Consider the following 24867-nt stretch of genomic DNA (forward strand, 5'->3'; position numbering starts at 1 on the left):
TCAAGCCGGGCGACGACAGCGGAGTTATAAAGAATGACCGAGATCGCCGAAGCCAGTCGTCCCTCACCCAGCATCGTGCCCGCGCCGCCCCTTCTCGGCGTGCGCAATATCGAGGTCGTCTATGACGACGTCATCCTGGTGCTGCGCGGCCTCAGCCTCGACGTGCCCAAGGGCGCGATCGTGGCGCTGCTCGGGGCCAACGGCGCCGGCAAATCGACGACGCTGAAGGCGATCTCGGGGCTGCTCAAGACCGAGGACGGCGAGGTCACGCGCGGCGAGATCCTGTTCGAGGGCGAGCGGATCAACGGCATCGATCCCGACAAGATCGTCCGCCGTGGCATCTTCCAGGTGATGGAGGGCCGCCGCATCGTCGCCGACATGACGTCGCTGGAGAACCTCAAGCTCGGCGCTTTCACCCGCAGGGACCGCGAGGTCGATGCCGACATCGACATGGTCTTCAACTATTTCCCGCGCCTGAAAGAGCGCACCGGCCTTGCCGGCTATCTCTCCGGCGGCGAGCAGCAGATGCTCGCGATCGGCCGCGCGCTGATGGCGCGCCCGAAGATGATCCTGATGGACGAACCGTCGATGGGTCTGTCGCCGCTGCTGGTGAAAGAGGTGTTTTCCATCATCCAGAAGATCAACCGCGACCTCGGCGTCACCATCCTGCTGGTCGAGCAGAACGCGCGCGCCGCACTGTCAGTGGCGAGCCACGGCTACATCATGGAGCAGGGCAAGGTCGTGCTCGACGGCACCGCGGACGAATTGCGCGACAACGAGGACGTCAAGGAATTCTACCTCGGCGGCGCCGGCGACCAGCGCAAGAGCTTCAAGAACCTCAAGAGCTTCAAGCGGCGCAAGCGCTGGCTCTGACATAGCGTTTTCAAGCGAAGCGGGAACCGGTTCGCGTGAAGAAAACGCGTCAAGACAAGAGACACTTACTCCAGCACCTGCTCCGCTTCCGTGACTGCGCAGAGAACATGATAGAACGACGACGCAGGAATGGTGTCGACCAGCGACTTGCCGTCGCGATCGAACTGGTCGTACCAGCCGCCTCGCACGGGATGGCTGAGATAATGCCGTTCGAGCCGCACCAGGGCCGCGCGCGCCTCATCCGCCGCGCCCGCCTCGCCGGACTCGGCCTGCGCGGTCCACGCCTTCGCGATCTCGGTCTGCGGCCACAGCCGGCGCGTGCTGCGGCGGATGTTGCCGATGGCATCACCCTCGTCGCTCAGGCAGCCCGTCGCCTCGTCGCGATAGCGCAGCGCGCTCGCCAGCAGCTCCGCACGCCGCTGCCCGGTCGGGCAGCCCGTGATGCGCTCGAATCCCTTCAGCAGCCAGACCCACTCCGCCTGATGGCCAGGCTCGACACTGACCGGCTCGATCTTCGACCAGTCCTCCTCGAAATACTCGGTCAGGATGTGCCTCTGCTTGTCGTAGAGATTGGCGAGGAACAGCGCGAAGAATTCGCCGGCGCGGTTCTGGAACGACAGATCGTGGGTCGCGTCGAAGCACGCGATCATCGCCTCGAACAGGTGCATGTGCGGGTTCTGCCGCCGCGGCAGCGAGACCGGCAGCCCCTCGTGGACGCCGCCATGCGGCGAGCGCAGATGGCCGTCGAGGAAGGCGAGCAGCGCGTCGATCTCGGCGCGAACCTGCGCGTCCTTGTCGAGCGCGTAGACGGTCGCAAGCGCAAACAGGATGAAGGCGTGGTCGTAGGCGTCGCGCCGGGCGTCCAGCACCGCGCCATCCGGCGTCAGCCGGTGCACATAGCCCGGCCGGCCGTCGGGCGCCTTCGCGCGTGCCAGCAGGTGCTCCAGCCCCTTCAGCGCGATGGCGCGCCCCTCAGGATACCAGCCCATCTGCGCCGCCTTGGCGTAGCAGTAGATCTGGCGGGCCTGCACGAACACGCGCCTCGGCGCGGCGGCATCCGCCGTGCCGTCGCGGTGCAACCGGTCGATGAAACCGCCCGCGACATGGTCCCAGCCGACGGTCGACCACAGCGGCATCGCGTCGTCGATCATGCGGCGTTTCAGGCGCGCGACGACGCCGGCCGTCTCCTCCGCCGCCGTGATCCGCTCGTCCGCCATCTCGCTCTCTCCACGTCCCGACAATGGCCGTCTGATACCGATGCCGGCGGCGGCGTGCAACGGATGCCAACCCGGAAAGATCAGCCATGACCGCCCATTACGACGCCCTCGAGACGCGCGAGCAAGCCGCGCGCGAGGCCGAGCTGTTTTCGCACCTGCCGGGCGTGCTGCGTAGCGCGATGACGGCGCCCGCCTATGCCGACCGGCTCAAGGGGCTGGATCCGGCCACGGTGACCACGCGCGCGGCGCTGGCAAGCCTGCCGGTGCTGCGCAAGTCGGAACTGCCGGCCCTGCACAAGGCCTCCGCGCCCTTCGGCGGCTTCGTGGCGGCGGCACCGGGCTCGTTCGCACGGCTCTTCACCTCCCCGGGTCCGATCTTCGAGCCGGAGGGCCGGCAGGCCGATCCCTGGCGCGGCGCACGGGCGCTGTTCGCGGCCGGGTTCCGGCCCGACGACATCGTGCTCAACACCTTCAGCTACCACCTCACCCCCGGCGGCTTCATCTTCGACTCGTCCGCGCGCGCGCTCGGCTGTGCGGTGATCCCGGCCGGGCCCGGTAATACCGAGCAGCAATTCGAGCTGATCGAGGCCTACCGGCCGGTCGGCTATAGCGGCACGCCGGACTTCCTGAAGATCCTGGTCGATGCAGCGGCCACGGCGGGCCGCGACGTCTCCTCGATCAAGCGTGCGCTGGTCTCGGGTGCGGCCTTCCCGCCCTCGCTCCAGGCCGAGATCAAGGCGCGCGGCATCGACGCCTACCAGGCCTTCGGCACCGCCGACCTCGGTCTCGTCGCCTTCGAGACGGAGGCGCGCGAGGGCATGGTCGTGAACGAGGGCCTGATCATGGAGATCGTCAAGCCCGGCACCGGCGATCCCGTTGCGGAAGGCGACGTCGGTGAGATCGTCGTCACCTCGCTCGACCCGCACCATCCCTGGATTCGTCTCGCCCTCGGCGACCTCACCGCGGCGCTACCGGGCCCAAGCAAATGCGGTCGCACCAACATGCGGATCAAGGGCTGGATGGGCCGCGCCGACCAGACCAGCAAGGTCAAGGGCATGTTCGTCCGGCCCGAGCAGGTCGCCGAGATCGGCAAGCGGCATTCCGCGCTCGGCCGGCTGCGTCTCGTCATCACGCGCCAGGGCGAGACCGATGCAATGACGCTGAAAGCGGAGACGGCGGCGGCAAATGAGGCTCTGCGCGAGGAGATCGCGAGCACACTGCGGATGGTGACAAAGCTCGGCGGCGCGGTCGAGCTGGTCGGCCCCGGCACGCTGCCGAACGACGGCAAGGTGATCGCGGACGAGCGGTGAGGCCTAGCGTCCCAAACTCCCACTTTCCCTGGTAACAGGGAATTCTGTAGGGAAAACACGCCGCTCGAGCCGGTGATCGGCTTGAAACACCCACCGAGGATTGCCTTGAAAATAAACGTTTCGGTACCGAAGCGACAAAACTGGATCAGGGAAATTTTTGGAGGCCATCAGGCAAGCGGCGCGCCCCCTGAACAGGGATCTGCCGGTCTCCGAGCTTCGGTCGGTCTTGAGTGTAGGACGTGGCAAGTTCCCTGTGTGGGCGCTAATCGATCGCAGCAAAAATCCTGAGAGACGAACTCGCGCCCATCGGCATCCGTTCGCCGAGTGTACAAGAGTCTAAGAGGATCGCTGCTCATATCCTTGAGCGGATCACTGAACTTGAATTGGAGCTTGCCGCACGTGACTTCGCCGTCGAGAGCTGCGATCGTAGCTCAGCTTGCCGGCATTTTCGACGGTGCTACGACCGCCCCCGAAGGCATGGGTTCACGCTGGCGAACCACTGTGCTAAGCTCCGCCGGCGACCAACAACTCGGTCGCAATCTCAGTTAACTCCCGCCGCCCCCGGGATCGGTGGTTTTCTTCTTTAACCGTTCTATTCCAACGGATAGGCCGGTTCAGGCTACGGATCTTAACTTGGCATTAAGACCCATTGTGTGGCGCCATCATTTTAGCTAAAAGCGGCCTGCTCCGTCAGTTGCGTTCAAGAGTCATGATTACGTACAAGCAATACTATATCCAGCGATTTGAGCACGGCCATAGGCGCTGGGTTGCCCGCATCACGCGGGCGGATGGCCAGAATATCCGCACCATCCTGCCGGCTTCTGAGCATGCTTACCTCGATACGAAGCCCATGGCGTCCGCCGAGGAAGCCGAGGAGCTTGCCAAGGAAGGCATCGATTTCGGCGGTGTGCATTAGCCGGTTTGTCGAGAGAGTTGCCGGACAAGATCCGGCTGTCTCATCTCGAGCCGCTGTTCACCTGCCACGTCTGCGGACGGCGGGGTGCTATCCTCAGGGCCGGGAGCGAGGGGGCATGCAACGCACCTCGATGGCCGAACGACCCAGTCGCCGGCAGCCAGACCTACCAAAAGGCTAATCGCAATGGCCTGCGCCGAACCAAAGACTGCGCTTCGACCGCAGCTGCGGCGGCGCGGCAATCCTCCGCCACGGCCAAAAGGCCGATTCGTTCGATGTCAATGTCCGAGAGCGCCGCTTGTTCGCGGCAGATCCGCTCCAGTCTGCGAAACTCCCTCAATTCGCGGTTCATTTGACCCTCCCGTTAGATTGGTGGCAGAGTAACGATAAGACTAGAGTCGCGTTAACGGTGTCTTAACTGGGGCGTTTGCGATCGCCCGGACTGCTGGCACGCAACAGGCGGCTAGCATGAACCAGCCCCCAAGGTCCCGACCTCTTGAAGCGGCTGGGTTGACTAAGATGCGATCAGTATCGCCAATCGCGGTAGGCAACTGCAGTCGATGATAAATGGACACTCACTCGTTCAAACATAGACCGACGGTGGGCAAGCTCCCACGCGTTGAGTCGTCCGCACCCGCCGCTCGGGCAGAATAACGACACAAGCACTTTACTGTTGTCGCAGTTGAGGGCACCGTCAGCGCCGTCCGGCAAGCGGCCACCGGTAAATTACGGGTGGCACACTCACACGTGCCTATGCAGTCCCCAAAACGCCATAAGGAGAAGGGCCAGAGGTCCAGATCCGAGCAGCATGAGAATAACTTCCAGCATGATGAATCAAGCCGCGCCCGAGCAGGAGGCTACGCCCAGACGAAAAATTGTCGTCAAGGGGCGAAGCCGCGCGCAGGATTGTCATGCAAGCCAGCGCGAAGCGTCGAGCCTTTGACCCTGAGCATGTAGTTTTTGCAAAGATGAACTCGCCCATTTTAAACTCGATCAGCGTTTGGTTTCAGAATTTCGGCAGTCTCACGCCGGGGTCCATAATGGCAGTCTGCCTCATATTTTTGGCAATGGCGTTTATCGCGCTCCCCCGCGCGCCGCTTATTTGCGCCGCCGGAGCCGCCTTTGGTTGGAAAGTCGCCGTGGTCATCATATTGAGCGGAACTGTCGGCGCGATCTTGGCTTTCCTAACGTCCCGCTATGTCGCATCGGACTGGTTTCGTCGAAAGCTTGAGAGAAAACCTAACTTCGGCGTCGTTGCACAAGCAGTAGACGAAGAAGGCTGGCGCATCGTCGCTCTTATGCGTTTGGGCGTCCCCCTTCCCGGAGCGGTCCAAAACTACCTATTCGGTTTGACGAAAATTGACATCTCGTCCTACTCGATCTCGACGCTTGTTTTCACCGCGCCGCAAGTATTTTTGTATTCGTTCTTGGGCGCGACTGGGCGAGCCTCGCTTCTCGACGAAAATCTGGGCATCTCGCTGGTCGCGATGGCTCTGATCATCGCAATTGTTACCCTGATAGCATGGCGGGTAAAAGCTCTACTGTCGCGCCGAGCTCCGCTGGCCTAGATACCAGCGGGCGTTCGAATCATTTCAGCGGCGTCGGGGGATGCCGCTCATTGGGACGTCGCACTCGCGCTGGACAGAGGTGGAAGTCATGCCGAAAGCTGTCGCAATCTTGCCCGTCGTTTTTGCCATATATTTTCCGATCGCGTGGCACCTAGAGAGCAGTTACAAGCCGCAGGAGCCCGGTATTCTGCGCCCTCCATTCGCGCATTTCGCGGGGAATGCCTATCTGCGTTACCGGGCCAGTGTGGGAAGCAAGGGTGACACCTCTGCCGAACCCGAGCGCGCAAGGCTGCAGCTGTTCGAGGACGGTAAGCCACTCGGCCCCGCGCACACTGCGCCCCAGGACGTAAGCCAACTTGGCGCCGGCCGTTTCGCATATTTTCAAGTTGGCGAAGATCGGCCCGCCCTGGTTTTCTCGACCTCGGACAACTCCGACCCGAACACCAACGGGCGCACCTACCGCATCAACGATCCGAGCGCTCGCGATCCTTACGAGGAGCAACGGCGCCGCTAGGGGCATGGCTTGGAACCAGAAAAATAGCCATCCCAACATTCTTGATCCCACTTGAGCAGACCAACTACCTTCGTTGACCGATGATTCAATCTTCCAGGGTTCGGCGGACGCTTACCGCGCTGTCTGATAGTTGGCGAAGAGCCAAGCCAAATCGCTTTCACGGCACCTCGCCCGATCGGCGAGGCTCGCGCTCGCACATGGATACTTCGGCAAGACTGATCATCGCGTCCCAGCTCTATCCGCCCGACGCGACCACGACGGCGGTCTATGTCAGCAAGATCGCCGAGAGTCTCGCGAGGGATCGTCAGGTCGTCGTGATCTCGGCGACACAAGGCTCGCACGCGACCGATCAACTCGACAGGCCCGATATCGTCGAACTCAAGAGCTGGAATCCGCGCAAGTCCGCGATCGTCCAGCGCGCTGCAGCCATCTGCCTTCTTGCGGGCCAGATGTTCTTCTCCGTCTTCAGGCGGGCAAGGTCGGGCGACATCGTGTTCTGCGTCACGACACCGTTCACCCTGCCCTACACCGTGCTGCTCGCAGCTAGGTTGCGCGGTGCAAAGACCATGCTGCTGATCTACGACCTGTATCCGGAAGCGCTCGAAGCGGCCGGCATGATCCGTTCCAACTCGTTCATGGCCCGGCTGATCCGCTTGGCCAACACGCTGCTATTCCGGCGGCTGGACGCGATCATCGTGATCGGCCGCGACGTACCGCCGCTGATCGAAAAATATCGGGGCGTCGTCGCAAACCAGCTTCACTTCATTCCAAACTGGGCACTGATCCCGATCGGATATCGCAAGGCCGACCCGGCCAGCCGCTTCCGCGCGTCGTATCCGTCCAGATTCATCGTCGGCCTGTCGGGCAATCTCGGCTTCACCCACGCTCCCGCAACGGTTTTCGAAGCGGCCCGCCTGCTGCGGAATGAAACGGACATTCATTTCGTCCTGTCCGGCTGGGGCGTCGGCTGGGCCGTGCTCAACGACCTCCTGGCCAAGGACAGGCTCGAGAACGTCACGGTCCTTGAGCCGGTAGCCGAAGATGAACTCGTCGAATTCCTGTCGGCCGCCGATCTCTGGGTCATTCCCTATCGCCGGCATGTCACCGGCGTCTCGATCCCGAGCCGCCTCTACAATATCCTCGCCGTCGGCCGGCCGGTGATCGTCACCTCGGAAGCGAATTCGGAAGGCGCGCTCGTGCTCGGTGAAGAGGCGATCGGGTGGGTGGTCCCGCCGGAAAATCCCGCCGAGCTCGCGCGAGCCATACGCGAGGCGGCGGACGATCGACAGGCCACAATGGACAAGGGCGTCCGTGCGGCCGACGTCGCCGAAAAATATAGCGAGGAAGTCGCCCTCGCCCGCTATCGCAAAGTCGTCAACGGCATCAGCCAAGCGCGGACGCGCCGCAGAGCGCACGCGCCGTACAAGTAGTCACCATGCTTGACGCGCGTCATAAGACGGTGACCGGCAACGTCACTCGAGGCTACACTTCCCATGGACACTCTCGGCTACTCGGCCAAGCATTGGCTGGAACAAATCTGTCGAGCTCCACCGAGCGGACAGCTACCCACGTGGCGTTTGGCCATTCCGCTGAGACTACGTGAATCTTCTCGCGGACGGTGACTTCTGGGTCATCTGTTACTGCCGCACCCGTTTTGGGTTTCTCTGTGCAGGTTCGATGTTTTCAGTATTTTGCTGTCGAGTGTCCCGCATCGGGCTGCCGCGCGCCGACTTTGAAGGCAGCGTCCTCGCGTGAGAGAATATGACAGTTGCGTCGTCCCGCCGGAGCTTCGACACCAATTCTGTGCGGCCCGGCCCCATCGGGCCCGCGAGTTGCGGATGGTTTAAGGGCAACGCCGCCAGATTGGCTGCGAAACACACGAGCAAGTGGCGCTAGCGAATGTCATCCTCGCTGCCCGAGGGGACGCTGCTAGTTGCGACACAGCTACTTAAGCGGCTTTTCATACCAGACAAAGTGTGAGAAGCCGTTCTTAGGCCAGCCGCCAGTTTCCTGCTCCAGGATCTTCAGCCCGAACAGATCCGCCAGCGTCTGCAATTCATTTGCGTGATAAAAACGCGCGATCGGCGTCAGAAAAAAGTCGCCGAACTGTTCCCATGATGGCTCAATCGCGGGAAACCTCCACTTGCCTTGCACAAAGCCCAGCGTGGCCCAAAGCGCGAGATGATAAGGCGGGAAAACGGTGAACTTCAGAACTCGGTCGCCGACTTTTTTTCCAAACACATGCTGAACCGCCTTCAGGGGCGGGCTCAGGGCAAAATACAGAGAGCGGTAGAGGTTGTCCCAATTGTAGACTGCATAAAGCATCTTCCCTCCGGGCTTGAGAATGCGAACAAGCTCCATGAAGCATCGCATCGGATCCGGCGTGTGATGTGTCACTCCGTGCGAGATGACGATGTCGGCGACCTCGTCCGCGACGGGAAGCTTGAGGTTAGAGCCGAGAACGCCGTCCGCGTTGAGCGGCGCCCTCTGGATCTGCCGAATCGAGCCATAGGCAAGGTCAATCCCGAACGGCGTTATTCCACGATGCTCCTTGAACGCCTGGACAATGGCTCCCTTACCACACCCGACTTCGATAACGGTGTCAGACCGCGCGAACAGATAGTCGTATTTTGAGTCCCGCAGCCAGCGTCCCAACGGAAGGTTGTCGAGATCCATATAGTTGTTGCAGGGCGTCTCATCGTAGTGATCTCGAACGCGGTTGTGGATGCTTTCCGGAATGACCGCCGTCGTTCCCGCATCCGGACGCAAATCGGCAACATTGCCCATGAAGCCGTAGCGCAGTCCAGACGTCTCGCCACGCAAATGATCTCCCTCGATGGAGAGAGAGCCAAGATCAACGGGGTCTCGGAGAAAGCTCAGATATTTGGGAACAAGCGACATCGCATCTCGGCAAAAGCAGAAAACTTCAGGAAAATCCGCAAGGCCGCCGGACCTTAGACTTCTCCGACTTCGCGAAGCAAGCCTCTTGTTGACAGCACACGCCTCATAACGCGAGTTCAGCGCCGATGTCGAAATACTGCATCAAGCCTATGCCCCGATGGGCATATCCGCCGTTAAGGCTTGACAACAAAAGGCAAATTCGAAACATGCTACGACCCTGGGACCCTTGCGTGCGAGCCACACCGTGACAAGCAAGCCGATGAGCAGTGGCGTCACCGCCCGCTATGCGCGCGGGCGCCATGTCATTGTCTAGCGATACACCCATGGCCGAGCGCTCCGCGCGCATTCGCCCATCGGTTGCAGACCCAGCCGATCTCCTGTTTATTACGGCGGTGGCCATCTGGTTGATCCAGGCCGTCTACATGATTGGGCATGTCGACAGCTGGCTCGACGAAGGCCTCTATCTGATTAAGTCAAGCGAATATTTCAGCGGTCGAGTCCGGCCCTACTCGCTTGAGGACGCGACCGGCTACCCGCCGATCTATTTCTATGTGCTGGGAGCGGCGCAATGGCTCTTCGGCCACGGACATCTGACGGGGCGGCTCTTGTCCGTCCTGCTCTCCCTGTGCACGCTCGTTCTTCTGCGCAAGAGCGCAGATCGATGCCTGGGCAGCCGGCTGGCCGCCGCATTCGCAGTGCTCATTTACGCCGCAAATCCGATGGTCATCGCGTATATGTCGACCGCGACTCCCTACGCGATCATCACCCTGCTCACCCTGGCATCGTTTCTGGTCGTCACGGAAACCAAGCCGCTCCACCCCTTGCTGCAATCGGCAAGCTTGGGCGTGCTTGCCGCCGCACTCGTCCTGATCAGGCTCAATCTCGCAGCCACGCTGCCGATGTTCGCGGCGCTCCATCTGCTCGCAAGCGGACACGGGCAGAAGCGGGCCTTGGCCACGCTTGGGGGAGCAGCGCTAGTCGCAGGCGCATGTCTCGGCGTCAGCATCATGATCTTCGGGCACGGCCTCTTCGAAACGCTCACCTTCCTGCCCGGCCTTACTCAAATTCTCTGGCGCTTTACCGACGTCGGCACCGAAATGCACGACGTCCTCACCCTCACGCGTTCGCCAAACGACTTGCAGTTCAGCTGGCCCGTGGTTCGCGAGGTCGCGAACCGCTACTTCCTGCAACTCTATCCGGCGCTGCTTCTGCCCGCCATTCCGGGCGGGGTGCTCAGCCTGATGCACTTCCGCCGCATACCGCTGGCAGGCTTCTGCACGCTGTATTTCGTCGTCATGACGCTCGTTCACCTTCTGGGATCCCAGAGCTATTGCCCGCCCTGCCTGATGGCCTATGCCAACTACTTCCTGCCATTTGCGGCCATTCCCGCCGCTCTCTGTCTCGTAACGGTCGGAGCAAGGATCCCCGTTTTCGCGGGCCGCACGGGGCTGATCCTGTTCCTCCTTGCTGCGGACTACTACGTCGCTTCGAAGAGCAGGCTTGGAATGCTGATCCCCGATTGGTGGACGAACTCACTCGTCAACGTTCAGGCGCTTGCGCAATCCCTCAAACCGCTTCTTCCTGACGGCCGCATCCTCGTGCTCTCGGACAAATATCAGCCCGTGCAAGCCGTCTGGCTGGCAGGCCGCTTCATCGAGCCCTACAGCGTCAGCCTTTTTCCCAACCTGCGCGAGCCTCTGGTCGGTCTCGATGCCGAGACCAAGGCGAAGGCGCGCCATGCTTTGCAGATGCGTGGGTTTCGCGACGCGACAGCTCTTATCGATGATTTGAACCGACCGACGGCAGCCGTAGCCCTGCAGGAAACGCCTCCGCTGAGTGACATGCTCGCTTTGTATCTCGGAAAACCCAATGCCGAGCAGGTCGAAAACACGCTTCGCGAGCGTTACAGCAAGATAGGCCACGCATCAGAGGGCGGCGTCACCATCTCCGTCTGGATGCCGAAATAAGCTCATGCGCATTCTCGAAATGAACTATGAGTTTCCACCCGTAGGTGGTGGTGGCGGCAAGGCCACCGAAGACCTGGCAGCGGAGCTTTCGAAGCTCGGCCACTCGATCCGCGTCCTGACCGCGCGGCAGGGCAATCTGCCCCGACTGGAAACCAGCGCCGGATTCGAGATCGAGCGCATCTTCGCGTTTCGCAGGCAGCGCGACCGCTGCTCCGTCTGGGAGATGATCGGTTTTATCCTGATGGCCGTTCCAGCGGGGCTGCGAACGGTGCGCACATTTCGTCCGGACGCAATCCACGTTCATTTCGCGGTGCCGACCGGTTTCGCGGCGTGGCTGGTTGCAAAGCTCTCGGGCACGCCATACGTCCTGACGGCGCATCTCGGAGACGTTCCGGGCGGTACGCCGGAACAGACTGACAAGTTCTTCCGCTTGATCAAACCGCTCACTAGGCCAATCTGGCATGGCGCCGCCGCCGTCACGGCCGTCAGTTCATTCGTTGCTCGGCTCGCGCGCGACGCCTATGGACTCGAAGCCCTTGTCATTCCGAACGGCGTCGATGTCGGCAAGTCACCGGCAGCCGCTCGCCCGCCCGGAAGGACCATCAAGCTGATCTTCGCCGGCCGCATGGTGGCGCAAAAGAATCTTGCGTGGGGGCTGAAGCGGCTCGCGGCGGTCAAGGACCGGAACTGGACGCTCGACCTGTTCGGCGATGGACCGAGCAGAACTGAGCTGGAACGGCATTGTGAGGCGCTCGGCCTCTCTGATCGCGTCGCATTTCACGGCTGGGTCGCACCAGAGGAAGTCGATGTTGCAATGTCGCGCTCCGATATCCTGTTCATGCCCTCGCTGAGCGAGGGTCTTTCCCTCGTCGCAGTCAACGCGCTGGCGCACGGGCTCGCGCTCGCCTGCTCACGCATCGACGGCTTTGCCGACGTGCTCGTCGAGAACGAAAACGGACTTTCGGCGCCGCTCGATGATCCGGAAGGCTTTGAACGCGCTCTCGCGCGCATGCTGGACGACAGGGATCAGCTTTTGCGGATGAAGCTCGCCAGCAGCGCCAAGGCAACCTCATTCGACCGCAGGGCGATCGCGGCCCGCTACGAACAGGTGCTGCGATCAGCATCGTCCAAGCTCAGCCAGAGGCGCAAGTGACACAATGCCAGCGCGTCAGTACAAATTCGTAAGTCCACGCGTCATCCGCGGCAACCGAGGCGACTTGCTCAGCCGATGGGGCATTCTGAGCGCTGTTGCGATGATGACAAAGAGGCCGATTGACGTCTTCTGCTCGCGGCAGAGCCATTTGCCGCCGATTCCTGCAACGTCGATCCCCTACGGCCCCGTCTATAATCTCTTTCCGCCCCTGAGCGGCTGGCGATCCCTCGCGAAGGCCGACGTTGCGCTGTGGACTGGGGGCCTCGACTTGCAAGACGATTCATCGCTCGCCAAGCTGTGCCATACCTGGCTCGTCTTCTTCATCTATCGCCTGCTCGGCCTCAAGATCGTTTGCGTCTGCCAAGGCGCAGGTCCACTGGAGTCCCGGGTTGGACGCTTTCTTGCGCGGGCGGTGCTCAATCAGACCAAGGTCTTCATGGCACGCGACAAGGGCACCTTCGATCTCGTCTTTTCGCTTCGCTCGCGCGCCAAGTTGATCCGCTCCCACGACGGCATCTTCCTGCCAGGATTTGAGCCGCTCCAACACCCCACCTCGAAGGTATTCGCCGACCTTGAGAAGGCGTCAAAGGAACATCGCGGGCCTCTCATCGCGATCAACATGCGCCTGTGGTTCCACTTCACGGGCGGATTCCTCCCGTATCAGTTCGCGAAGGCGTCTTTCCGTGAACGCGCCGACGAACGGATGTCGGCATTCGCGGATGCCTTTGTCACGCTGATCGGCCGGCTTCGCGCCGAGATGGACGCCCGGGTGGTACTGGTTTCGATGTACGAGCCGGGCATCGAGGAATGGGAAGACGACGCGACGTGGCTCGGCCGGTTGAAGGCCAGTTTTGCCAATGACCCCGCCGTCATTTTGTGCGAAGATGACCTGTCGATCCCGGAGTTCACTACCCTTATGAACGGTTTCGACCTGGTGATTGGTACGCGGCTGCACTCGACCCTGGCCGCACTGAGGCAAGGCGTGAGAGCGATCCATCTTTCCTACACACTGAAGGGCAAGGACATCTTCGACAGCCTTGGGCTGGCGGAGTTCGCGTTCGATCTGAACGGATTCATCGAAGCGCCGGAGGCGGTCTTCGAGCTTGCGCGCGCGACCATCGACCAAGAGGAGCTGCCGGCCCGGATCGCCGCGATCACCGCGAATGCCATTGCCGAAAACTTGCAAGTGCTGGACCAAGCGCTGGCCGAGGCATGCACCGCCAAGATGGCTTCCGGCGGCCAGCGATCCCCCGGCAATCCGCGATCATCCTGATGTGCGGGATTGCCGGTTTCATCGGCGAGTGGGACGCAGCTCGCCTCAACGATCTGACAGATGCGCTCGCGCATCGCGGGCCGGACGGACGCGGCGTCGATTTCCTGCCGCCGGGCAACGCGATCGGCCTGCCCGCCAGCGCCGTCGGATTGGGACATCGCCGACTATCGATCATCGACGTCGCAGGCGGCGCGCAGCCGATGTGGGACGCGGACCATACCGCCGGCCTCGTCTTCAACGGCGAGATCTACAATTTTCGCGAGCTTCGCAAGGAGCTCGAGGCCCGCGGCCAGCGCTTCTCGACGCATTCCGACACCGAAGTCATCCTCCATGGCTGGCGTGTCTGGGGCCCGCGAGTCGTCGAGCGCCTCGAAGGGATGTTCGCATTCGGCCTGTGGGACACGCGCACGCGAAGCCTGTTCCTGGCGCGCGACCGACACGGCATCAAGCCCCTCTATTACTCGCTTCCCGGCCCCGGCCAGATCGTGTTCGCCTCCGAGATCCGGCCGCTGCTGCGCGCCGCGGACCGCGCGGCGACGATGAACAGATCTGCTCTCTACGAGTATCTTCTCAGGGGCTGGTCGGCGCAGGAATCAACGGTCTTTTCTGGCATTCAGCAGCTTCAGCCGGGCTGCTTCATGCAGTTCGATCCCGCGAAGGGAGCCGGCGCGGCAAATATCGAGCGGTACTGGCGCCTGCAAAGGCCCGGCAGCGCGGCACCTGCCGCATCTGCCGACGAGGTCGCCGATACGCTGCGGACGCTATTTGACAACGCGGTGTCCTCGCATCTGGTAGCCGATGTCGAGGTTGGCGTGCTGTTGTCGGGTGGATTGGATTCCTCAGCCGTTGCCGCCTCGATGGCAAGGCTGGTGGACCCGTCATCGATCCAGGCCTTCACGATCGGATTTGGTCTTCCCGACGACGAGATCCCCTTTGCGAGGTCGGCCGCGAGCCATTGCGGGATCAGCTCGAACGAGCTTCTCGTCGATCCGTCCGTGTTCTCGTCGGGCTTCACCGATTGCATCGAGAGCCTGGAAGAGCCGATCGCGCACCCGGTCATGCAGACGACCTGGCAGGCGGCAAAGTTCGTCCGGCAGAACGTGAAGGTGGCGCTGCTTGGCGAAGGATCGGATGAGCTCTTCGCGGGGTATCCGCACTATCGCCTGTTCGGACCGCCCTTCTCGCTGCTGCCGCGCCGCCTGGTGCGGAAATACGCGCTTGACGTCATGTGTCTGATGCCGGGTAGCCGCACGCTCGCGCGCCTGATGACGCCGGGCTCCTGCCAGCCGGACGCGCTCGAAGCCATCGAGCGCAGGATTCAGCCATGGTTCGGCGGCGACGATGACGCCGATGATATGCTGCGATTCGAGGCCGAGACCGCGCTCGTCCAGAACCAGCTCATGCGCGTCGACAAGCTGACCATGGCGCATTCGATCGAGGCGCGGGTGCCGTTCCTGGACAAGGCATTCGCCGAATACGCCAATGCGCTCCCCTTCGGACTGAAGACGGAGAAAGGCGTGGCGAAGGCGATTTTCCGTAAGGCCATGCAGTCCCGGCTGCCGCCGGACGTCCTTCATCGTCCCAAGTCCGGCAAGAAGGGTACACAGGCGCTGCTTCCCATGATCAACGCCCTGCTGGCGCCGGGCGGGCCGCTGCATCATCTGATCGACGAAAAATCGATCGCGGCGAGGGGCTTGTTCGATCCGAAAGCGACGCGCGACTGGATTGATGGTATGGGTTCACCCGCCGTTCGCCACCACCCGATCGAGAGCCGACGGCGCGCCAAATTTGCGCTAGCCCTCGCCGCTCTCGAGCAGTGGTGCCGCCTCTACCTCGACGTCGACCGCAGGACCTCTCCGGTCGAGACCAGACACATTCCAGAACCTTCCAGCGCCCGCCATAGCCCCAATGTCCTCTGACTCCGCCGCAGTTTCCCCGTTCGATCGTCTGGAGCCTTCGCTGTTCACCAAGCTACGGCAGCAGCTCCATCCGATCTATGTCAAGTCGTTCGGCCCGATCGCGGGTTCACAGCATCACCTCGATCGGATGACGGACGACAGTCTGGACGTGAAACGGTCGATCGCCCAATTGTCACTCTTCGAGAAGGAAAGCGGCCGCAGCCTGCGGGGGTTGAAGCTGCTCGAGGTGGGCGCCGGGCTCGGTCTGACGGTGACCACGGCCAGGCTGCGGTTCGGGGCCGAAGCCTACGGCCTCGAACCAGGCGGTGAAGAGTTCAGCGGCACCTACGAACTCGGCCAGCAGCTTCTGGACGGCTGCGGGTTGGATCCCGGACTCCTCGTCAATGGAGTTGGGGAGCACATCCCCTTCCCTGATCAGAGCTTCGACGCGGTCATTTCGTCCAACGTGCTCGAGCACGTCGCCGATCCCGCAGCGGTGATGAAGGAATGCTTCCGGGTGCTGCGGCCCGGCGGCGTCTGTCACATGGTGATCCCGAATTTCGGGAGTTGGTGGGAGGGCCATTACGGCCTGCTGTGGCTGCCGCACAGCCCGCACTGGCTCGGCCGGCTTCGCGTGCGCCTCGCAGGGCGGGACCCGGCCTATGTCGACACGCTGCAGCTCATCACGCCCGCCAAGATGAAGCGCTGGATCGCGCCATTCGGCGGCAGGATCGAGGTCAAGGGGTGGGGCCAGGCACTGTTCGAGGAGCGCGTGCGGTCGCTGAACTTCGAAGAGTATTCAACCCTGGGACTCGCGAAGAACCTGCTGCGGGTATTCCATCGGCTCGGGGTCGTCACGTTTCTGCTTGGCCTTGCACGAATATTGCGCTGGGAAACTCCCATCGTCCTCACCTTCGTCAGGACATCATGAAGCTTCGCCCCAGCCTGCTTCGGCAGTGGACGAGCGCCCGGATCTCACGGCTGGCCTGGCGCGGCTGTCAATTGCTGATCTCCGCGTCGCTGATCCTGTGGCTGCTGTCGAAGGTTGATTCTGCGACCGTCAGCGCGATCGCCGGCTTTCCGCCCGCGGTTCTTGCCATTGCGCTCGTCATCTTTGCGAGCAGTCAGGTGTTCGGTGCGTTGCGGCTATGGGTGCTGCTGCGCGGCCAAGAGGCGACATTTCCGCCGCTCTACCTGATGCGGCTGACCTTCATCGGCTTTTTCACCAACAACTTCCTTCCCAGCACGGTCGGCGGCGACGTCTACAGGGCGGCGGCGCTCACGCGCGGCGGCCACGACCTCAAACTCGCGATCCTGACCCTGGTCGCCGACCGTCTGCTGAGCCTTATCATCGTTGTGCTGATGACGGCGGCTGCGCTGCCCTTCACCAATTTCTGGGAGCTGCGGCCGAGCGCGACCGGAATCTCCGCCCTATCGCCCGCGATCTGGATCGCGGCAGCGCTTGCCGTGGTGGGCATGCTGGGCGTCCTGGCGAGCCGTAGCCCTTCGTTCCGACCGGCCGTCACGAGGCTGGGCCAGAAAATGGCCGCGGCCACCACACGCGCGTTTCGCTTCGTCGGCATGCCGAGCGCCCTTGCGCTCGCGATCCTCTTCTCCGTCCTAAGCTCCGCCGCGTCGATCCTGGCCCAGCTCATCATTGCGCAAGCGCTCGGAATGGGGGTCGACGTCATGCAGCTCACTGCCGTCATCGGCCTCGTGACGCTGGCGGCCCTGATGCCCGTCTCCATCAACGGCATCGGGCTGCAGGAGGCCGGCCTCGTCGCGCTGTTTCAGCTCCTCGGCGTTGCGCAGGAGCCGGCCATTGCCTTTGCTGCCTTCAGCAGAGCGTTGATCCTCGGAACGAGCGTCATCGGTGGCCTCCTGCTGATGTTCTCGGGCCGGGGGTCGGCAGGTCAGGCTCACCGTCCGAACCGGTAGTTCTCTGCGGCGAGATCCGAGCCGCGGTAGAGCCAGCCCATCTGATAACCACGATAGTCGAGCGTCAGGACAGGCCGCGATTTCGGCTGCGGAACGCCCTGAACGATGCGGCTCCGATTGAACAGATAGTAATCGTGATCGCCCAAGGGCTCTTTTCCGACGACAGTTGCGGCATCAAATATCTCAAATGACCGCGGCCGCTCCGGCAGCCATCGCCCATAATATAGGTGAAAAATTCGCCCATTTCGACAGATGTCCGGCGATCTCTCGCAGAGATCCTCGAACTTCTCACCCAGGAGCGCGCGTTCTTCGCCCCATCCCATCCAAGATGGATTCAATCGGCCGGCCTCCGCATAATCGGCGTCCGGATAAACTAACCAGAACGGTCGAAAAGCAGCGTACAGCGGCCGGAACGGCATCGTCTCCAGGATCAAGAACGATGCTGCGATGAAAGCAATGACGGCAAGACCAACGCTCCTCGTTCGATTCACCAGACAGTACCTCTGCGCGCTCGACAATATGACTAGCAGAGACGCAGCGAGAACCAGGAACAAGGGCGTGTTCAGATATCGGTGAGCTAACGGCACCTGCAACAGCGCGCCGACCAAGATCAATACCAGCGCCACGACGAAGAGGAAACCAGCGGTGGCATCACACGGTCTGCGTCCGGTCAGCAAGAGTATGCATGCGAGGAGCACCATGATGAACAGCGGAGTCGGAATCGCAACGATTAGGATCTCGAAGGCATAACCCAAATATGCGAGTCTGGTGATCGCGAGACTGTCGAAACCGAAATGCAGCCACACTCCATTCAACGCAAAGGATCGCGTTATCGGGCTCGGATGGAATGGCGCCCAATAGGGCTGCAGCAGAGCCGTCGAGACCAGACCCGCGGCAAAGCCAAGAATCATGATGCCCGCGACAATTGCCGGAAAGTGCCGCACTGCCAGCGGGAGCTTTACGGCTTTCAATCGTTGGCTCCAGCTTCCGAGGAGCACCGCCGCTGCCATCAACGATCCAATGGCCATCGCCACGGCAGGCACACGGCTGGGAATTTCCCCACCGCCTTTTCCCGACAGGACCAACAGCGGAATCCAAGCCCATGAGGTCATCGCATCGACGATTCCCGGCCAGACGCCGCCCCACAGAACAGAAGGGACCCCTATGACGTACAGCAGCGTGGAGAGCACCGAGACAGACAGCGAGAGCAGAATCCCGGCAACGGTGCCGGCCAGGCCTGCAGCGATCGGGCGCGTCGGCCATTGGGTAGCAGCAAAGACTGCCGGAGCTATCAGAACTATGAACAGAATCGGAGAACCGGAGAGCTTTTCCTGCGCCGCCAGTGTTGCCACGACAATCGCTGCAGAGAAGGCCTGAACGCTCGTGCGCTGGCTGCTGGTAAATGCGACGCTGACCAAGAGCAGCGCAACGACCGCACCGAGGGAGGAAATCAGATCATAATTGAACGTCTTGATCGTGATATTGGTCATCGGAAAGGTAAATAGGCTCGTCACTGCCAGGACGACTATTCCCGGACTGAAGGGATCAAATCCGCCCAGCTTGGCGAGCAACAGATAGATGATCAAGAGCAGACACGAACCGAGCAGCCAATGACCGATCTTCAGGATCATGCGGATGCGATCTTCTGGAAGACTCAGTCTTTCCGCCAGCCGCACGAGATGGACCGCTACCGGCAATGTCGTGCGGAATGCGCCGGCTGCCAGTTGACCATGTCCTCGATTGGCCGGCTCCAGCAACAGGTTCGTCAGCCCTGTTTCATCTATCGTCATGAATTGGGTGTCCCGTTCGACTGAAACCACAACGGGAACGAACATAAGGAGCATAACCGCTCCCGCGTGAACGAGGGTTTTTCCCTTTTTTCGAGCGAAAGCCGCAAACATCCCACATAGAACGAGAGCCGCAGCCAACTCGATGCCATTGACCTGCACGAAATGGAATATGGGAATGGGCTGAAGCATACTTCGTTAGACATCTAGACCAATGGATGCCACTATTGCGCGAGTTCGTCAGCGGACACGTGTACCAATGATGCGTTTCTTATCTCGAATCTCTCCGGCAACAACCGTTCTCGCACTTGCCCTTTTCAACATCATTGTTCTTTTGGTGATGGAGACACGACATCTAGCTTATCTTCAAAATGACCCGTTGGCGCCCTTCTATTTGATCGATCAAGCCTATCATGGCGAGCTGCTGGTCGCAGATCGCCAACCATGGCTGCTTCCTTCGCTGATAGGCAAGGCCTTACATGGGCTGTCCATCGCGGATCGTTACACGCTCATAATGCACGCGTCGACGGCGATCACGACGATTTTTGTCGGTCTGACGGCACTTCCCCTGTTCTTCCTCGTCCGCCGTTTCGGAAGCGATCGCACCGCAATGATTGCAGTCATTCTGCTGTTGACCAACGCTCAATTCTGCATCTCCGGCCTGTATCTCAACCCGACGGTGCTACTAACCTTCCTGGTGACCCTTTTCTTCGCGGTTCTGGTGTATTGGCCGCCTCGGGCTCTCCTAACACTCGCCGCCATCGCCGGCCTTTCGGTATTGATCCGCCACGAGGGCCTGATCCTTGCAGCATTCCTCTTATGGATCATCTACTGGAAGTACCGGCACGACCATTCCGGCCGGCCAGCGGCCTTGAAAGCAGTTGCTTTCCTGGCGCTGATCGTGGTCGCAAACTACACGATCCGCCTGCTATGGACCGCCGATGCGATAGGCTTTTTGCGCAATACCGGGACCTCCGACAAGTTCTTTTCCTTGCTCAGCTTCAGCCCGGCACGCGTGTTCAGCTACCTGATGGCCGTCCTCAACTACAAAATGGAGAAGCTCGATGTAATCGCCGCGACGCTCCCCCTGCCGCTGCTGGCTTTGGTGCCAATCGGGGCCGTCGCCTGCTTACGAAAGCGCTCGGGAGCGGGCTTCATCATGATGTACCTCCCGCTCTACGAAGCGGTCGTCCTCATCTATCTGCTGGTCCTTCCGGTCAGCACCCATCTTCTGCAGAACTACAGCGCGGCGAATTTGCTGATCGATGTTCGCAATGTGGTGCGATACTATCAGGTATTTACACCTATGCTGTTGTTCTTTGCCGCGATCGGGGGAGCCGAGACCTACCACCTGATTTCAAGCAAGACTTCGGGCAAATTCGACGCTCAACTCGTCAAGGCCGCTTACGTCATTGTCGCGGTATTCTGCATCAATCAGCAGTTTCTGCTGCAGAATTCGTATCGGTTTCAATTCGTTAAGGCCGAACCGCACGCTGCCGAAGCCTTCGAGACTGCCGACTGGTTCAGAGCCAGACAAATTCGAAGGACACCAATCGGAATGATTGCGCCCAGTCTCCATCCGGTCCATTTTGCGATCATATCCGGCAACAACGAAGTCAATTGCTGGGGAGGCCAAAGCGATCCCAACTGGGACTGCGAGCATGCCGGAAGAGCCTCCGCAACCACCCTACTGCAGGCCGGCGATCCATATTTTTCTTACGTCTTGATCGAGACAGGCAGTCCCCTCACTCTCCCGGCCAGCTCATATACGGCCGTGTTCACCTCGTCCGGCGGGCGCTACACAATCCTGCAAAACACTAGGCCGGCCGCCGCAACACCGCATTGATGGACTGGGCGAACACCTGGCCGCGATCCGTCGAGTCCAATAGTCTTGCGATCGCCGTGAGCAACCAGCTCGCCGAGCGGGCCGCAAGAGGGAAGCCGGGAGAATACAACAGCGATGTCGTCAGCATGCTACCCGCCTGCAGCGTCGCATGCGCGAGGCCGCCTGCGGCTGAGAGCTCGACGATTTCGAACCCCGCGTCACGGGCGAGCTTCTCCACCCCGTAGCGGGTGAAGCGGAAGTAGTCGTGCGGCTGACCGTGAAGATAATAGAGGAACGGCACCGAGAGGATCAGGACACCGCCCGGTTTGAGCACGCGTAGCAGTTCGGGAAGCGCCGTCCACGGCTGCGGCATGTGTTCAAGAACAGAGCAGCAGAAGATGGAGTCAAAGGTGCTGTCCGGAACCGGCAGCAGTCCTTGCGCGTCGGAGACGAAATCGAGATCCGGATGGGTGGGGAAGGCGTCCGTTGCGAAGTAGCTGCTGGCCCTGGAGCGGATCGCGGCGCGCCAGGCCAGCCTCCCGGCGCCCAGGTCCAGCGTCGTGCCCTTCACGTGGCGATGGATCAGCGGAAGCAACGCGCCGTAGGCTGTGCGATGGTCGACGGCAAGGTCCCAAAATTCATCGGAGCCGATCGTTCGATCGCAGACTTCGTTCCAACGTCGCTGCAGCCAGCCAATCACAGCTGTTCATCCTATGGAGCAAGGTGGGACAGGCGCGCGTCCAGGCCGAGCCAGATCCACAGCGCGCCCCGATCGTCGCACTTTTTTGCCGCATGGTCGGCCCAGCGTCGCGACAGGACGCGCTGATTGAGGAAGCTCGTTCGTGACGAAGCGGGCATCGGGAGCTGCCGCAGCCACCGCGAGATCGGGGCACCGAACCCCTTCTTCGCCCGCTTGAGGATGTCGTCAGGCAGCCGGTTGCGGAGCGAGCGCTTCAATATCCACTTGCTCACACCTTTGCGCAACTTGACGTCGATCGGCAGACGCCGTGCGAACTCCACCACGTCGTTATCGAGAAAGGGAGCGCGGACTTCGAGCGATTCGAGCATCGAGCTGCGATCCGACTTCACCAGGATATCGTCGGGCAGGTAGAGGTTGGTGAAGAACTCCAGCGTGCGGTTGGCATCGTCACCGGCTTGCGATTGCTCCCACGCCGTTATCGCTTCCCCGTACAGCGTCTCCGGATCCACCTGCTCCTCGAAGAGTTCCGATATTTCCCTGCTGCCGAGGGCGCCGAGCCACGCCGCATTCCACATCGACGGCTTCAGGCTCAGGCCCCTCAGGCCGCGCTTGACCTTGAAATCGAAACTCATGTTCCGCTCGGAGGGCGGCAGCCGACTCGCCAGAACGGAGATCGCCTGATGGATCTTGCGCGGAACCATCCGATCGTACATGCGGGCAAGCCCGAGAATCTTGAAAGGATCGTAGCCGGCAAAGAGCTCGTCGCCTCCGTCGCCCGACAGCGCCACCTTAACGCTCTCCGCAGCGTACTTGCACAGTACCGACGTCGGGACGATGGAACTGTCCCCCATGGGCTCGTCGATACGCCCGAGCAAGGCAACGAGCTCCGATCGCACGGCGTCGAGATCACAGAGCTTGAGGTGCCAATTGCATCCGACGAGCTTGGCGACCCGCTCGGCGTAACGAGACTCATCGAAGCTGGGCTCGGTGAACCCAATCGAGAAGGCGTCAATGGTCTTGGGGTCGCGCGCGTCCGCCGCATGCGCCAGGATCGCCGAGGAATCCACGCCACCGGACAGAAAAAGACCTAGCGGCACGTCGCTTTCGAGCCGTGCGGACACGGACTTGCCGAGAAGATGGTCGAGCTCCTCAGCCCAATCATCTTCCGTCCCCGCGGGCGCTGCGTCGGTCAGAATTGAGAAGCGCCAATAGGATCGCTCGATAGGGGCTGGCAGCGGAGCATGGTCGATCTGGGACAGGTTGATATCGAGCCAGCTGCCGGGCCGCAACCGCTGGACCCCCGCGAGCGGCGTCCTAGTTCCTGGGATAAAGCTGTACGCAAAGAGCTTCTGTATCGCCAGACGATCGATGCCGGTCCCCCTCAACGAAGGATGTTTGGTCATCGCCCCGAGCTCGGAGGCAAAGACGAACTCTCCGTTCTTTACGGTCCAAAATAGGGGCTTCTCACCGAACCGATCGCGCGCAAGGACTAAGCGCTCGCCAGCACGATCGAGTAGCGCGAAGGCGAACATTCCGTTGAGCCTGGGCAGCAGTTCCTCGCCCCATTCGACCCAGCCGTGAAGCAGCACCTCGGTATCACTGTGGGATGTCGCGAAGCGATGCCCGCGCGCCTCCAGCTCCGACCGGAGACTTCGGTGATTGTAGATTTCGCCATTGAATACGACCGTTATGCGGCCATCCGGAAGAGACATCGGCTGGATGCCACCTCCGATGTCGAGAATGGCGAGACGCCTGTGCGCGAGGTGTACGTGCCTCTTCGTATCCGACAGGAAGCCTTCTCCGTCGGGTCCCCGATGGGCAAGCTCGCGCGCCATCGTCCTCAGGACGGCGGGATTCTCGGCGCCGACGAAGCCTGCGATTCCGCACATGTCAGTCGCTTTCAGCCTCGAAATTGATCCGATTCTTTACATCGTAAATACGCTTGCTCTGCGACTCGAAGTAGATCCGGACCATCAGTTCCGCGAGCAACCCCATCAGGATACACATCGTGCCGGTGATCGCGCACAGCGACACGAGAAGCGGCAGCGGCGTCTGGATGAAGGTAATGCCATCGAAAAATTTCAGCCAAAGAGAATATAGGCCGGTACAGAACCCAAGGGCGAAGAAGGCGACCGCGGCTCCGCCGAAGACGTAAATCGGCTTCGTTTCGTATTCGGTCAGGAACTTGACCAGCAGCAGATCGAGCACGACCTTGAAGACGCGCTCCAGTCCGTATTTAGACTTGCCGGCGCGACGCGGGTGGTGCGCGACCGGAATTTCCACCACGCGGCCTCCCTGCCAGGCGGCGTAGATTGGGATGAATCTGTGCATCTCGCCATACAGCCGGAAACCGCGCAGAAGGTCGGCCTTGTAGGCTTTGAGCGTGCAACCATAGTCGTGGAGCGACAATCCCGACAGCCAGGAGATGAGCCGATTGGCGAGCCGCGACGGCAAATTCCGCAGCAGTGCGTTGTCCTGCCGGTCTCGGCGCCAACCCGACACGACGTCGAACCCCTCGTCCATCTTGGCAAGGAGCCGCGGAATGTCGTCGGGATCGTTCTGCAGATCACCGTCCATAGGCACAATGACGTCGCCCCGCGCCGCATCAAATCCCGCCATCATGGCGGCGGTCTGGCCGCAGTTTCTAGCGAAGGTAATCACCTTGAACCGGGAATCGGACGCGGCGAGGCGCTCGAGTTGCTGCGCCGAGCCGTCGGTCGACCCGTCATTGACCAGAATGACCTCAACCTCCCGTCCAAGCGTCGAGATGGTCTTCGCGAGCGCCGCACGAAGCGGCTCAATGTTGGCCTCTTCGTTGAAAATGGGAATGACGATCGATAGTCTCGCGGCCCGACTTGGCATTTCCAGCTCTGAAGTCGGCGCAACGTCGGTCATGACAGCCTTCCAGATAGATCCCCACGCTGAGCGATAGAACTGCCCGCCCCACCCTTTGACGTCGTACTTCGAACGCAAAGGCATCGTCAACTGGTAGATCTGCAGTCCCCGGCCTGGCGAATTAAGGTTGTCGGC

The 24867-nt window shown here is 61.4% G+C and carries 20 protein-coding genes; 13 read left to right on the forward strand and 7 right to left on the reverse strand.

Annotation, left to right across the window (positions count from 1 at the left end; translation table 11 throughout):
• Positions 1 to 33: 33 nt before the first annotated feature.
• Positions 34 to 873: an ABC transporter ATP-binding protein gene (locus E4K65_RS14275; protein WP_027545082.1), complete on the forward strand. Its 840-nt coding sequence runs from the start codon at positions 34 to 36 to the stop codon at positions 871 to 873.
• A gap of 65 nt (positions 874 to 938) precedes the next feature.
• Here E4K65_RS14275 and E4K65_RS14280 read toward each other — a convergent pair whose 3' ends face one another.
• Positions 939 to 2090 (reverse strand): AGE family epimerase/isomerase, encoded by a 1152-nt coding sequence (locus E4K65_RS14280; RefSeq protein WP_167770801.1) that lies wholly within the window; start codon positions 2088 to 2090, stop codon positions 939 to 941.
• Positions 2091 to 2176: 86 nt separating this feature from the next.
• Here E4K65_RS14280 and E4K65_RS14285 point away from each other — a divergent pair, with 86 nt between their 5' ends.
• Together E4K65_RS14285 and E4K65_RS14290 are read left to right on the forward strand one after the other, a co-directional pair.
• The gene (locus E4K65_RS14285; protein ID WP_135174701.1) at positions 2177 to 3400 is read left to right on the forward strand and encodes a phenylacetate--CoA ligase family protein; all 1224 of its coding nucleotides are present in this window, start codon (positions 2177 to 2179) and stop codon (positions 3398 to 3400) included.
• A gap of 709 nt (positions 3401 to 4109) precedes the next feature.
• Positions 4110 to 4316, forward strand: a complete 207-nt coding sequence (locus E4K65_RS14290) for a hypothetical protein (RefSeq protein ID WP_135174702.1) — start codon at positions 4110 to 4112, stop codon at positions 4314 to 4316.
• 163 nt (positions 4317 to 4479) lie between these two features.
• On the opposite strand, the gene E4K65_RS14295 is transcribed toward E4K65_RS14290, so the two are convergent.
• Positions 4480 to 4665 carry a hypothetical protein gene (locus E4K65_RS14295; RefSeq protein ID WP_135174703.1) on the reverse strand — a complete coding sequence of 62 codons (186 nt, stop codon included), beginning with the start codon at positions 4663 to 4665 and terminating at the stop codon, positions 4480 to 4482.
• 559 nt (positions 4666 to 5224) lie between these two features.
• Between E4K65_RS14295 and E4K65_RS14300 the strand changes: the two genes are divergently transcribed.
• From E4K65_RS14300 to E4K65_RS14310, 3 genes are all read left to right on the forward strand, one after another.
• A complete protein-coding gene (locus E4K65_RS14300; protein WP_135174704.1) occupies positions 5225 to 5881 on the forward strand; it encodes a TVP38/TMEM64 family protein in 657 nt (218 codons plus the stop codon).
• A gap of 88 nt (positions 5882 to 5969) precedes the next feature.
• A complete protein-coding gene (locus E4K65_RS14305) occupies positions 5970 to 6395 on the forward strand; it encodes a hypothetical protein (protein ID WP_135174705.1) in 426 nt (141 codons plus the stop codon).
• A gap of 197 nt (positions 6396 to 6592) precedes the next feature.
• On the forward strand, positions 6593 to 7825 hold the full coding sequence (locus tag E4K65_RS14310) for a glycosyltransferase family 4 protein (protein WP_167770802.1): 1233 nt from the start codon (positions 6593 to 6595) through the stop codon (positions 7823 to 7825).
• A 514-nt stretch (positions 7826 to 8339) separates the two neighbouring features.
• Here the strand turns inward: E4K65_RS14310 and E4K65_RS14315 are convergent.
• The gene (locus tag E4K65_RS14315) at positions 8340 to 9296 is read right to left on the reverse strand and encodes a class I SAM-dependent methyltransferase (protein ID WP_135174707.1); all 957 of its coding nucleotides are present in this window, start codon (positions 9294 to 9296) and stop codon (positions 8340 to 8342) included.
• Between the two features lie 323 nt (positions 9297 to 9619).
• Between E4K65_RS14315 and E4K65_RS14320 the strand changes: the two genes are divergently transcribed.
• From E4K65_RS14320 to E4K65_RS14345, 6 genes are all read left to right on the forward strand, one after another.
• A complete protein-coding gene (locus E4K65_RS14320; protein WP_167770803.1) occupies positions 9620 to 11263 on the forward strand; it encodes an ArnT family glycosyltransferase in 1644 nt (547 codons plus the stop codon).
• Between the two features lie 4 nt (positions 11264 to 11267).
• A complete protein-coding gene (locus E4K65_RS14325; protein WP_135174709.1) occupies positions 11268 to 12416 on the forward strand; it encodes a glycosyltransferase family 4 protein in 1149 nt (382 codons plus the stop codon).
• A gap of 64 nt (positions 12417 to 12480) precedes the next feature.
• Complete coding sequence (locus E4K65_RS14330) at positions 12481 to 13689, forward strand: polysaccharide pyruvyl transferase family protein (protein ID WP_167770804.1); 1209 nt, start codon at positions 12481 to 12483, stop codon at positions 13687 to 13689.
• Positions 13629 to 15608 (forward strand): asparagine synthase (glutamine-hydrolyzing), encoded by a 1980-nt coding sequence (gene asnB, locus E4K65_RS14335; RefSeq protein ID WP_135174711.1) that lies wholly within the window; start codon positions 13629 to 13631, stop codon positions 15606 to 15608. The genes E4K65_RS14330 and asnB (E4K65_RS14335) overlap by 61 nt, the downstream gene beginning before the upstream one ends.
• 127 nt (positions 15609 to 15735) lie before the next feature.
• Complete coding sequence (locus tag E4K65_RS14340) at positions 15736 to 16518, forward strand: class I SAM-dependent methyltransferase (RefSeq protein ID WP_167770805.1); 783 nt, start codon at positions 15736 to 15738, stop codon at positions 16516 to 16518.
• Complete coding sequence (locus E4K65_RS14345; protein ID WP_167770806.1) at positions 16515 to 17525, forward strand: lysylphosphatidylglycerol synthase transmembrane domain-containing protein; 1011 nt, start codon at positions 16515 to 16517, stop codon at positions 17523 to 17525. Before E4K65_RS14340 ends, E4K65_RS14345 begins: the two co-directional genes overlap by 4 nt.
• On the opposite strand, the gene E4K65_RS14350 is transcribed toward E4K65_RS14345, so the two are convergent.
• Entirely contained in the window at positions 17507 to 19504 is a 1998-nt protein-coding gene (locus tag E4K65_RS14350; protein ID WP_135174714.1) for a hypothetical protein, read from the reverse strand. The genes E4K65_RS14345 and E4K65_RS14350 overlap by 19 nt on opposite strands.
• A gap of 67 nt (positions 19505 to 19571) precedes the next feature.
• On the opposite strand from E4K65_RS14350, the gene E4K65_RS14355 reads away from it, so the two are divergent.
• Entirely contained in the window at positions 19572 to 21158 is a 1587-nt protein-coding gene (locus E4K65_RS14355) for an ArnT family glycosyltransferase (RefSeq protein ID WP_135174715.1), read from the forward strand.
• Here E4K65_RS14355 and E4K65_RS14360 read toward each other — a convergent pair.
• The 3 genes from E4K65_RS14360 to E4K65_RS14370 are packed head-to-tail and all read right to left on the reverse strand — an operon-like array spanning position 21130 to position 24732.
• Positions 21130 to 21837, reverse strand: a complete 708-nt coding sequence (locus tag E4K65_RS14360) for a class I SAM-dependent methyltransferase (protein ID WP_135174716.1) — start codon at positions 21835 to 21837, stop codon at positions 21130 to 21132. The two genes, E4K65_RS14355 and E4K65_RS14360, sit on opposite strands and share 29 nt — an antisense overlap.
• Before the next feature lie 11 nt (positions 21838 to 21848).
• Positions 21849 to 23726 carry an asparagine synthase (glutamine-hydrolyzing) gene (gene asnB, locus E4K65_RS14365; protein WP_135174717.1) on the reverse strand — a complete coding sequence of 626 codons (1878 nt, stop codon included), beginning with the start codon at positions 23724 to 23726 and terminating at the stop codon, positions 21849 to 21851.
• Position 23727: 1 nt separating this feature from the next.
• Positions 23728 to 24732: a glycosyltransferase family 2 protein gene (locus tag E4K65_RS14370; protein WP_235885637.1), complete on the reverse strand. Its 1005-nt coding sequence runs from the start codon at positions 24730 to 24732 to the stop codon at positions 23728 to 23730.
• Positions 24733 to 24867: the final 135 nt, after the last annotated feature.

The organism is Bradyrhizobium niftali (assembly GCF_004571025.1).
In the GTDB taxonomy this organism is placed as follows: Bacteria; Pseudomonadota; Alphaproteobacteria; order Rhizobiales; family Xanthobacteraceae; genus Bradyrhizobium; species Bradyrhizobium niftali.